At 58.9% G+C, this 11,632-nt stretch carries 8 protein-coding genes; 6 read left to right on the top strand and 2 right to left on the bottom strand.

Annotation, left to right across the window (positions count from 1 at the left end; translation table 11 throughout):
- Positions 1 to 78 precede the first annotated feature (78 nt).
- A complete protein-coding gene (locus HCG46_RS15310; RefSeq protein ID WP_152506449.1) occupies positions 79 to 1,356 on the bottom strand; it encodes an N-acetylmuramoyl-L-alanine amidase in 1,278 nt (425 codons plus the stop codon).
- 688 nt (positions 1,357 to 2,044) lie between these two features.
- Here HCG46_RS15310 and HCG46_RS15305 point away from each other — a divergent pair.
- Complete coding sequence (locus HCG46_RS15305) at positions 2,045 to 4,867, top strand: ribonuclease E/G (protein ID WP_168686743.1); 2,823 nt, start codon at positions 2,045 to 2,047, stop codon at positions 4,865 to 4,867.
- Positions 4,868 to 4,945: 78 nt separating this feature from the next.
- Here HCG46_RS15305 and HCG46_RS15300 read toward each other — a convergent pair whose 3' ends face one another.
- On the bottom strand, positions 4,946 to 6,115 hold the full coding sequence (locus tag HCG46_RS15300; protein WP_168686742.1) for a pyridoxal phosphate-dependent aminotransferase: 1,170 nt from the start codon (positions 6,113 to 6,115) through the stop codon (positions 4,946 to 4,948).
- A 257-nt stretch (positions 6,116 to 6,372) separates the two neighbouring features.
- Here HCG46_RS15300 and HCG46_RS15295 point away from each other — a divergent pair, with 257 nt between their 5' ends.
- From HCG46_RS15295 to aat, 5 genes are all read left to right on the top strand, one after another.
- Positions 6,373 to 7,791, top strand: a complete 1,419-nt coding sequence (locus tag HCG46_RS15295; RefSeq protein ID WP_200863737.1) for a M48 family metalloprotease — start codon at positions 6,373 to 6,375, stop codon at positions 7,789 to 7,791.
- A gap of 58 nt (positions 7,792 to 7,849) precedes the next feature.
- Positions 7,850 to 8,653, top strand: a complete 804-nt coding sequence (locus HCG46_RS15290) for a DsbA family protein (RefSeq protein WP_145903449.1) — start codon at positions 7,850 to 7,852, stop codon at positions 8,651 to 8,653.
- A gap of 321 nt (positions 8,654 to 8,974) precedes the next feature.
- The gene (gene accB / locus HCG46_RS15285) at positions 8,975 to 9,445 is read left to right on the top strand and encodes an acetyl-CoA carboxylase biotin carboxyl carrier protein (RefSeq protein ID WP_168687181.1); all 471 of its coding nucleotides are present in this window, start codon (positions 8,975 to 8,977) and stop codon (positions 9,443 to 9,445) included.
- Positions 9,446 to 9,460: 15 nt separating this feature from the next.
- Positions 9,461 to 10,807 (top strand): acetyl-CoA carboxylase biotin carboxylase subunit, encoded by a 1,347-nt coding sequence (gene accC / locus HCG46_RS15280; RefSeq protein WP_022998397.1) that lies wholly within the window; start codon positions 9,461 to 9,463, stop codon positions 10,805 to 10,807.
- A 141-nt stretch (positions 10,808 to 10,948) separates the two neighbouring features.
- A complete protein-coding gene (aat, locus tag HCG46_RS15275; RefSeq protein WP_022998396.1) occupies positions 10,949 to 11,629 on the top strand; it encodes a leucyl/phenylalanyl-tRNA--protein transferase in 681 nt (226 codons plus the stop codon).
- Positions 11,630 to 11,632: the final 3 nt, after the last annotated feature.

Here is an 11,632-nt window from a genome sequence, read left to right as displayed (position 1 = left end):
CTTCCTCGTGCACCAATATGGCGATGCTGAGGCAATCGCCAGTGCTAACCTGCCATTTTGAAAGCAATGCAAGGATTTTTACTGTGACGGTGCTGCTTGTTGCCGCGCAAGCCGCGGCCGGAAAAATCCGTGAACAGCCTCGGTCATGGCATTCGCCATGCGTTCACGCCATTCGTCGGAAATCAGAAGCTTCTCGTCATGTTCGTTGGAGAGATAGCCGAGCTCGACCAGCACCGAGGGCACATCATGGGCCTTCAACACCCGGAAACCCGCAGAACGATGCGGATTGTTGATCAGCCGGACAGCGCTTTTGAGTTCGTCCACCAGCGACCTGGCGAAATAGACCGAAAACGACCTCGTTTCGCGTCGCGCAAGATCGATCAGGATATCTGTCACCTCTGTTGGCTCTTCCGTCAGATCCACACCGGCGATGACGTCCGACATGTTTTCCGATTGGGCCAGATCTTCGGCCAGTTGGTCCGACGCCCTGTCTGAAATTGTGTAGACGGTCGCGCCACGCGCCAATTTCTGCCCGCGCCGGACAGAATCGGCGTGAATGGAGACGAAGAGATCGGCTTCAAGTTCATGACCGATTTCAACTCGGCGCCCCAGCGGGATGAATGTGTCATCATCCCGGGTAAGTTGAACGTTGTAGAGCCCGCTTTCGTCCAGCTTTTCCTTGAGCAGCTGAGCGAAGTCGAGAACGATCGCCTTTTCGAGAGTTCCGTGGACGCCTGTCGCCCCGGTGTCAATACCGCCATGCCCCGGATCGAGGACGATTAGCGGCTTGTCTCTGTTCTTTGGAGCGGTCAAACGGTCACTTTTCGGTGCGGAATCACTCCCGGCGACGACGCGCTTGGGCCTTGAGGTCTCGACAAAGGTGTCGAATTCGTCGGCTGTCGCGCTGACAAGGTCAACAACAAGCCGCGCAGGCTGGTCATCTACAGCCGGCAGGAAAAATGTCTTGTCGACCTTCACCGGTCCCGTCAGGTCCATCACCACACGGGATCTTCCAACCGCAAAGAGGCCGAAGCGCCAGTCGGTGACAAGCCCTCTCCCGCTCTCGCCAGAATCGGCCGGCAGCGAAAATGTCACTTCAGGAAGGTCAATGATCAGCCGGGCCGGATTGGCAAGGCCGGAGATGGTCGGTGTCACCTGACGGTTCATATCAAGAACGAATCGCGTGCGCGCCTCGTCTCCCGCCACGCGCGCTCCGGTTACCCGGGCCTTTTCCGGTTCGGCAGATGCGGCGCAAGTCAGTCCGGCAATCGCAGCAACGCAGATGCTCAAAACCACTGCGAAAGACGTCGCCAGTCTCAAAACAGTGCCCGGTCCCTGGTCTACTTGCGGTTTCATTCTGTCCTTGAACTCAATTATTTCGGCCATGTCGCTCGAAAACTTCGCGTGTTGAGCCCCCGTCAGCCCTGTCATACGCCATCCGCCACGCAAGGAAAATGCCATATCCAATTCACATTGCTTGCAATGCGCTGCGACGGAACGTAAAAGTACCTTACGGATTTCGGTTTGAAACCGATACCTTTCCAGATAGCTGACATGGGTGTCTATCCACAACGCTATCGCATTCCCAGGCCTTCTAACGACAGAACAGAGGCCGTTCTGTCGCTTAAAGACAAGCCCTGGAAGACAGTGGATCTGGTATCGGCACCTCTTTGAGACCGCCCCGCCTCGCGACGTGTTGCCCTTACAAAACGGCAGTTTCCCCGGCGAGGTTTTCGGCGGCCGTTAGGAGCGGACCCATTCCGGAACCGGATGCAGGCCCATTGGCGAAGCCAGGCTGCATACCGGCAGAAGGTACAACGACTTAACTAAAGGGCCTGCGTTGCCTGAAGGACCCGCGCGATGCACATGGTGATCAACATACAGCAAGGTACCGCTTCAGCGGCTGCCTTCGTTGATCATACGACCGCGCCGGGCGCAGACGCTCTTTCTCATCTTAGCAAAACAAATACGGCAGACATCCTCCTGCTGCGCGATGCGCGTTTCGCACATGCGCCCATGAGTGCTGCCGTGGAGAAGTTCAATAATGGCAAACAAAATGCTGATCGACGCGGGCCACCCGGAAGAGACCCGGGTCGTCGTCGTGCGTGGCAATCGGGTTGAAGAATTCGACTTTGAAGCAGCTAATCGGAAGCAACTGCGCGGAAACATATATCTTGCCAAGGTAACCCGGGTCGAACCGTCCCTGCAGGCCGCATTCGTCGAATATGGCGGAAATCGCCACGGGTTCCTCGCTTTCAGCGAAATTCACCCTGACTACTATCAGATCCCTGTTGCCGACCGGGAAGCACTTCTGGCTGCGGAAGCAGCCGACAGACAGCGTGATGATTCGGACGGTGAAGAAAAACCAAAGCGCCGCCGCCGCTCCCGTGCAGCACGAAACGAGGCTGCTGAAACCGTTGCCAGCGACAAGGTTGAGGCGGATGCCTCCGAAGACACCGCAGAAGGCGACGAAGAGGCCGTAAAGGCCACAGAAGATACTGACGCAGTTTCCGAAGAGACCTCTGCCGACGAAACGGATGGCGAAGGCGTATCGGCGCGCAGCACAGACGGAGACGCCTCCGACGAAGAAGAAGACGAAGCATCCTCTTCCGAGGAAGAAGCAGACGAAGAAGAAGAGGCTCCGGTTCGCTCGCGTGGCCGCGGGCGCGGCCGTCGCCGCCAGCGTCAGAACGACGATGACGATGATGCCGACAATGATGTCGATGCCGTCGAATCCGTCGGCGCGGAAGATGCGATGGAAGAAGTTCCTGAGCGCATTATCCCGCTGCGCAAGCAATACAAGATTCAGGAAGTCATCAAGCGCCGCCAGATCATTCTGGTGCAGGTGGTCAAGGAAGAGCGCGGCAACAAGGGCGCCGCACTGACGACCTACCTGTCGCTCGCAGGCCGCTATTCCGTGCTGATGCCGAACACCGCCCGTGGCGGCGGCATTTCGCGCAAAATTACCCAGCCGACTGACCGCAAGCGCCTGAAGAAGATCGCCTCCGAACTGGATGTGCCGGAAGGCATGGGCGTGATCCTGCGCACCGCCGGTGCAAGCCGGACGAAGGCCGAGATCAAGCGCGACTTCGAATACCTGATGCGGCTTTGGGAAAACGTTCGCGAGCTGACCTTGAAATCCAGTGCTCCAAGCCTCGTCTACGAGGAAGGCAGTCTGGTCAAGCGATCGATCCGCGACCTCTACAACAAGGACATCAACGAGGTCCTTGTTGCGGGCGAAGAAGGCTACCGTGAGGCCAAGGACTTCATGCGCATGCTCATGCCGAGCCATGCGAAGAACGTCCAGCCCTACCGCGACCCTTCGCCGCTATTTATCCGCTACGGTGTCGAACCGCAGCTCGATGCAATGTTCTCGCCGCAGGTAACGCTGAAGTCCGGTGGTTATATCGTCATCAACCAGACCGAAGCTCTGGTCTCGATCGACGTGAACTCCGGCAAGTCAACCCGCGAACACAATATCGAGGACACCGCGCTCCAGACGAACCTGGAAGCGGCGGAAGAAGTGACCCGACAGCTACGCCTGCGCGATCTTGCCGGCCTGATCGTCATCGACTTCATCGACATGGAAGAGTCGAAGAACAATCGGTCGGTCGAACGCAAGCTGAAGGATTGTCTGAAGAACGACCGCGCCCGCATCCAGGTTGGCCGGATCTCGCACTTCGGCCTGCTGGAAATGTCGCGTCAGCGCATCCGCACCGGCGTTCTGGAAAGCTCGACCACGCCTTGCCCGCATTGCCAGGGCACCGGCATGATCCGGTCTGTGGAATCCGTTGCCCTGCACGTGCTGCGTTCGGTTGAGGACAACCTTCTGAAAGGCGCGTCCCACAACCTGATCATTCGCACCACTACGCAGGTAGCGCTCTATATCCTCAACCAGAAACGTTCGAACCTGGTCGATCTGGAAACCCGCTTCGCCATCGATGTCGAAGTGCATGCGGACGACATGGTCAATGGCCAGCTCTACGTTCTGGAGCGCGGTGCACCGGTCGATCGCGACCGTGTGCCGATGCCGGTTCCTGCGATTGTCCAGCCGGATACGATCGAGATCATCGACGAAGACACCGAACAGCCGGACATCGAGGAATTCGCCCAGGAAGACGACAATGACGGCCGCCGCCGGCGCCGCCGGCGCAAGCGCCGGAGGGGTGGTTCCGATAACCAGCAGGACGATGGCGAATCGCGTCAGGTCAACGCCGAGGCAGACGACGCCGACGGCGATGACGAGCAGCCGCAGGAAGCCCGTTCCGGTGGTGATGAGGACGGTGACGATGAACCGCGTCGCAAGCGCCGCCGTGGACGCCGTGGTGGTCGCCGCGGCCGTCGCAACGGTGAAGATATGCAGGCCGAAGGTGGCGCTGAAAACGACGGCGAGACCAATGACGAAACTCGGGAAGCCGCTTCCTCTGAAGACCAGCAGGACGATCAGACCGGTTCTGAAGCCGTAGCCGTCGCCGAAAGCGGTCAGGAAACAGAAGCTGCGGGTGCCGCATCACAGGATGGTGCCCAGGCCGATGAGGCAAAGGCCGTCGATGGCGACACGGTTTCGGACACTAGCGGCGAAAGCCCTGCGGAAGAAACTGCGCAGCAGGACGGTGCCGCCGTTCCTGTAGAGGCCGATGCGGCAGATGAGACACCGGTGATGGCTGAAGCTGACACCATCGTGGTCGAAACGCCAACTTCCGAACAGCCGATTGCCAGCGAAGCCGATGCCGATGCCGAAGAAGAAGCACCTGCGCGCAAGGCGCCGGCCGAGCCTGTCGTAACCAGCGAAACATCTGGAGACGACGACAAGGAAGACAAGCCGAAACGCGGCGGCTGGTGGCAGCGTGGCCGGTCGTTCTTCTGAACCGGTAACATCAACCAGCTTTGAAATGGAAAAGGCGGCCAGTGTGCCGCCTTTTTTGTTGTCCGATGCGATCGATGCTCAGACTGCTTTGAGAAAACCCCTGAGCTTCTCAAGCGCCAACTTCATATCGTCATGCGCACCTGCAAAGGAAAAACGCAAGAACTCATGACCGTGCACGGGATCGAAATCGACACCGGGCGTTGCCGCGACACCTGCCTCGAGCAGCATACTCCTGGCGAAATCGAGACTGTCCGAGCTGAACTGGCTTATATCTGCATAGATGTAAAAGGCCCCATCTACCGGCAACAGCTTGTCGAGACCGATTTTCGGCAACCCGTCGAGAAGCAAGGCGCGGTTGGCAGCATACCCTGCCTTGACCGCTTCCAGTTCCTGCACCGAGTTGAGTGCTGCTCCCGCAGCGATCTGGGACAGCTCTGGCGGAGAAATATAGAGGCTCTGGGCAATCCGCTCTGTTGGGCGCACCAGTTGCTCCGGCAACACCAGCCAGCCAATGCGCCAGCCGGTCATGCAATAGTATTTCGAGAAACTGTTGACGATAATGACATTCTGCGATGTTTCCAGCGCGGTCTTCTCTTCACCGTCGTAGCAAAGCCCATGGTAGATCTCATCCGAGATGAACCATATGCCCGCCTCGTCGCAATAGCGGATCAGGTCTTCCAGCGCATCGGCCGTCATCATCGTTCCGGTCGGATTGGCCGGACTGGCAACCAGGACGCCTTTCACAGGACCTTCTTTTTGAGCCTCTTCCAGATGCGCTGGCGTCAGGCTCCACCGGGTTTCCTCCCCGACTTCGATCTCGACCGCAACGAGACCAAGGGCTTTCAGGATGTTGCGATAGGCCGGATAACCGGGAGCCGTCAGGACAATTCGGTCCCCGGGATCAAAAGCGGCAAGGAAGGCGAGATTGAAACCGGCGGATGAGCCCGTGGTTGCCATGATCCGCTCGACAGGCACGTCGACGCCATAGGTCGTTCGATAATGCGCAGCCAATGCCTCGCGCAATGGGCGGATGCCAAGCGCTTCGGTGTAGCCGAGACGACCGTGATCCAGAGCTTTTCTCGCCATATCCAACGCAGCCTTGGGCGCCGGGGCCGATGGCTGCCCGACTTCCATATGAATGATCTTGCGCCCCTGCGCTTCCAGACGTGCCGCTTCGGCAAGAACATCCATTGCGATGAAGGGGGCAACGTCACTGCGGCGAGACGGCTGAAAAAGAGGCTGGTTCATGTGTCCTGAAAATCCGGCTGACAAACTGGCTTCACCCTATCGCGGATTTTTCCATCCGATGCAACGCGTGCGGCCAGTTGAAACTTCTGGGCTGTTCCGGCACGACAACGGCCCGGCACCTTACCTTTTTGTCATGCCGGCTTCCTTGACCCGCATCGCACACCTCCATACCTTCGCCACACATCCATGTCCCAGGATAACATCTGAGCAAAGATGAGCCTGGAAAGCGTTCCGGTCCGGATTGGAGTTTTGCACCTGTGCCTGGTTCCGCCATTTTGAAAATCGATTTTCCTCGCAGCCTTGCGCGTAAAGCGGTCGCACTTGCCTGTGCAAGCGCCCTCGCCCTGCCTCTTGTTTCGGTACCAGCGATGGCACAGGGGCGCAGCTTGCCGCTCGTGCGCGATGCAGAAACGGAACATCTTCTGAAGGACTATGCGACGCCGATCTTCAAGGCAGCCGGCATTTCCAATTCAGAGCCGGAAATCATTCTGGTCAACGACAAGAGCTTCAACGCTTTCGTTCCCGACAGCCGCAGGATGTTCATCAATATCGGTGTCATCATGGAATCGGAAACGCCCGGTGAAGTGATTGGCGTGATTGCCCATGAATCGGGCCACATCGCCGGTCGTCATCTCGTGCGCCTGCGTGCCGCTGCCGCCAATGCCCAGATCATCTCTGTCATCGGCATGATTCTCGGTGCGGGTGCCGCGGCAGCCGGTGCGGCCTCCGGGTCCGGTGAGGTTGCTTCGGGCGGTGGCGCTGTGATCATGGGCTCGGGATCCGTCGGCCAGCGGTCGTTCCTGTCCTATCAGCGCGGCGAAGAAGCCGCAGCCGACCGGGCCGCACTCAAATACCTGAGTGCCACCGGACAAAGCCCGCGCGGCCTGCTGAAGACCTTCGAGCGCATGTCGGAACAGCAGATGTTCACCCGCAAATACGCCGACCCTTATGCCCAGAGCCACCCGATGGCGCAGGACCGCTACAACAGTCTGGCGACCGACGCTCAGAAATCGAAATACTTCAACCAGCCGGAAGACTATGTACTGCAATACAGGCACGACATGGTGCGGGCCAAACTGTTCGCCTTCACCAGCCATCCGTCCGCCACGTTGCGAGCCTATCCGCGCAGCGACAAAAGCCCTCAGGCACAATACGCACGCGCTATTGCCGCAATGAAGAGCCGGGGAAAAGGCGCGGTCAAGGAGATAGACGCCCTGATCCGCACGCAGCCGAACAACCCCTATTATTACGAGCTCAAGGGGCAGGCCCTGATCGAAGGCGGCGATCCCAAAGGCGCGATCGCTCCCTTCCGCAAGGCTCTGTCGTTCAAACCGACCGAACCGCAGTTCCTCACTTGGCTCGGGTATGCGCTGGTTGCTTCGAATGACAAGTCCAATCTGCCGGAGGCAGAACGCATCTTGAAAGAGGCGATCCAGCGGGACCAGAACTCGGGCGTTGCCTACAGTCAGCTGGCCATTGCCCACGGCCGCCAGGGCGAGCGTGCGGAAGCTGATTTGGCAACTGCGAAAGGCCTGATGGTGAGTGGCGATTTCCAGGCTGCGAAACGCTACGCGGCGCGTGCTCAAAAAAGTTTGAAGAGAGGAACGCCGGCATGGCTTCAAGCGGACGACATTGTAGCGTACAACCCACCTAATCTGCCTAACAACGGCCGCTGATATCTCAGACACATATGGGTGCCGTTCGAACGAAAGACGGTTACCTGAGGAGCCTTGAATGACCGACACTTCCCCGAAGATCCAGATCCTGAAGACCGGGTCGCTCTGCCCGCCGATGCTGCTGCGCGTCCTGTCGGCTTGCGCGCTTGCACTTACCCTGCTGGCTGGCCCGGTTGCCGCTCAGGATCTGAACCGCGGTGAGATTGAAAAAATCGTGCGGGAATATCTGCTTGAGAATCCTGAAGTGATTGCCGAAGCGCTGACCGAACTCGATCGCCGTGAAAAGGAAGCTGCAGAAGTTGCGCGCGTAGAAGCCCTCAACGAAAGCGCCGACGTTCTCTTCAATTCGTCGCGGCAGGTGGTGCTGGGCAATCCGGAAGGGTCTGTCACCCTGGTCGAGTTCTTCGATTATAACTGCGGCTACTGCAAGCGCGCGCACGGCGACATGGTCAAGCTGATCGATGAAAACCCCGACCTCAAAGTCGTCCTGAAGGAATTCCCAGTTCTCGGCCAGGGCTCTGTCGAAGCAGCCCAGGTGGCTGTCGCTGTCAACTCTGTGGCGCCAGAGAAATACGGCGAATTCCATGAAAAACTGCTGCTGAGCCGCGGCCAGGCGAACCGGGCCAGCGCCCTCGCCGCAGCGACGTCCGTCGGCATTTCGGAAGACGATCTCCTGGCGTCCATGAAAACGGACGAAGCCGGCCAGACAATTGAAGAAGTCTACTCCCTGGCCAACCGTCTCGGCTTGACCGGCACTCCGTCCTATGTGGTCGGCAACGACGTGGTCATGGGCGCGGTCGGTTATGAGGAACTGAGCCAGAAGCTCGACGCGCTGCAGAATTGCGGCCAGACCACTTGCTGAACCTGTGAACCGAAACAATGTTTCGGCGTTCACTTGCCTGTTGGAAACCCCCATTCCTCATGTCAGTGAGAAATCGGGGGTTTTCCTGTTCCAATTGAATCCCTATAAGAAGCGTGGCTCGCCTCCAGGAAGAGACGGGCCGAAGATCTTTGTCCGCCCAACAACGGCGGAGCAAGAGCGTGGTTGCGGCCCCGGCCTTACGGACCCTGATCGAGTTGCAGGGCTGGATATTTCGGGTCTGACCCCATCCCGGTATGGAGCGGTCGCCCGGCGAGCCGGCCAGCTGCGTGTCTTGCGGACCGAGTATGAGAGCCAAACATGATGCGTAATGATAACAAGAAATTCGACACGGCCCTGATCCGGGACCTCGCCGTTCTCCTGGATGAGACAAATCTCTCGGAAATCGAACTGGAACAGGGTGACACGCGCATTCGCGTGGCCCGTCAGATGACGATCAGCGCACCGGTGAACGTTGCAGCACCTATGGCCGCACCGACAGCGCCGACCGCAGCCGCTTCCCCGGCAACAGCAGCGCCTGCCGCCGAACCGGCCCACGCCGGCACGACCGTAACCTCGCCAATGGTCGGCACGGCCTATCTCGCCGCCGAACCGGGCGCACCGGCCTTCATTCAGGTTGGCGACAAGGTGGTGGAAGGCCAGACGATCCTGATCATCGAAGCCATGAAAACCATGAACCACATTCCTGCCACCAAGGCGGGCACCGTCAAGCAGATCCTTGTGGACGACGCTCAGCCGGTGGAATTCGGCGAACCGCTTATTATCGTCGAATAAGGAGCCGTTGTGGCCATGTTCTCCAAGATTCTCATTGCCAACCGCGGCGAGATCGCCCTGCGCATCCTGCGCGCCTGTAAAGAGCTCGGCATCTCCACCGTTGCGGTTCACTCCACCGCTGATGCGGATGCGATGCATGTGCGCCTGGCAGACGAAAGCGTCTGCATTGGCCCGCCTGCCGCGCGCGACAGCTACCTGAACATCCCGCAGCTTCTTGCAGCTTGTGAAATCACCGGAGCGGATGCTGTCCACCCGGGTTACGGCTTCCTGTCGGAAAACGCCCGTTTCGCGGAAATCCTTGAAGCACACGGTATCGAATTCATCGGCCCGACCGCTGAACACATTCGCATCATGGGTGACAAGATCCAGGCCAAGCAGACGGCCAAGGACCTTGGCATCCCGGTTGTTCCTGGCTCCGACGGTGCCGTGACGGCTGGTGACGACGCCCACGCGATCGCCCGCGAGATCGGCTATCCGGTTCTGGTAAAGGCAGCTGCAGGTGGCGGTGGCCGCGGCATGAAGGTTGCCCGCACCGAAGCCGAGCTTGATACTGCCCTGTCCACTGCACGTTCCGAAGCAAAAGCTGCCTTCGGCGACGACGCGCTCTACATGGAAAAATATCTCGGCAAGCCTCGGCATATCGAGATCCAGGTACTGGGCGATGGCAAGGGCAATGCGGTTCACCTCGGTGAACGTGACTGCTCGCTGCAGCGCCGCCACCAGAAGGTGCTCGAAGAAGCTCCCTCCCCGAGCCTCAATGCCAGCCAGCGCAAGGAAATCGGCGAGATCGTCGCTGCTGCCATGCGCAAGCTGAAATACCGCGGCGTCGGCACGGTGGAATTCCTCTATGAGAACGGCGAGTTCTATTTCATTGAAATGAACACCCGTCTGCAGGTTGAACACCCAGTTACGGAGATGATCACCGGCATCGACCTCGTCAACGAGCAGATCCGCATCGCCGCAGGTGGATCGCTGGATATGACCCAGGACGACATCACGTTCGAAGGTCACGCCATCGAATGCCGCATCAACGCGGAAGATCCGGTCAACTTCACGCCGTCACCAGGCACAATCACCTACTACCACCCGCCGGGCGGTCTGGGTGTTCGCGTCGACAGCGGTGTCTATCAGGGCTACAAGATCCCGCCTTATTATGACAGTCTGATCGGCAAGCTGATCGTTCATGGCCGTAACCGCGTGGAATGCATGATGCGTCTGCGTCGTTGCCTGGACGAATTTGTGGTTGACGAAATCAAGTCGACTATTCCGCTTTTCCGCGATCTGGTGGAAAATCAGGACATAGCGAACGGTCAGTACGACATCCACTGGCTGGAACAATATCTGGCGAAGAAGTCCAGCTGACCGGATCCTGGGACGAGTGCCGGGAGCATCGCGTGTTCCAAGGAATGCGCATGAGGTGCTCCGGCACTCAGGTCGATCAGATTTTGGGTGCTCAAGTCGACACCTGCTGATCTGCCCATCCCGTCTGGTAAGTGAGGCCTCATGGCTGGTTACAAAGACGACATCATCATGGAAATCACACCGCAGGTGCTGTTGAAAGCCTATGCCTGCGGCCTGTTTCCGATGGCAGAATCTGCCGACGACCCCGGCCTCTTCTGGCTGGAGCCAGAGCGTCGCGGCATCCTTCCCCTCAACAACTTTCACCTGCCTCGCCGCCTGCGCCGGACGATTCGCAACGACGTGTTCGAGGTGCGGGTCAGCACGGATTTTCAGGGCGTTATCGATGGCTGTGCCGAGCCCATGCCCGGACGCCAGAAAACCTGGATCAACCGGGAGATCAGGCGTCTCTACGGCGAGCTTTTCGACATGGGCTATTGCCACACCATTGAAGCATGGCAGGATGGCGAACTTGTCGGGGGGCTTTACGGTGTCAGCCTGAACGGCGCCTTTTTCGGCGAGAGCATGTTCACCTTCCGCACCGACGCTTCCAAGGTGTGCCTTGCGCATCTGGTTGCCCGGCTGATCGTCGGCGGCTATTCCCTGCTCGATACTCAGTTCGTAACCGAGCACCTCAGCAAGTTCGGCACCGAGGAAGTTCCTCAAGCTGCCTATAACGAGCTGCTCAGCGAAGCCCTGAAGCTGGAAACCGATTTCTACGCCCTGTCACCTCAAGCCAGTGGTGAGGAGGTTTTGGCGGTGCTCGATAGTTGGTACGAGCGCTAGGTC

This window comes from Labrenzia sp. PO1 (assembly GCF_012273635.1).
Lineage (GTDB): Bacteria > Pseudomonadota > Alphaproteobacteria > Rhizobiales > Stappiaceae > Roseibium > Roseibium algicola.
The sequence above is the reverse complement of the archived record's forward strand: the minus strand, read 5'-3'. Positions and strand labels throughout refer to the sequence as shown.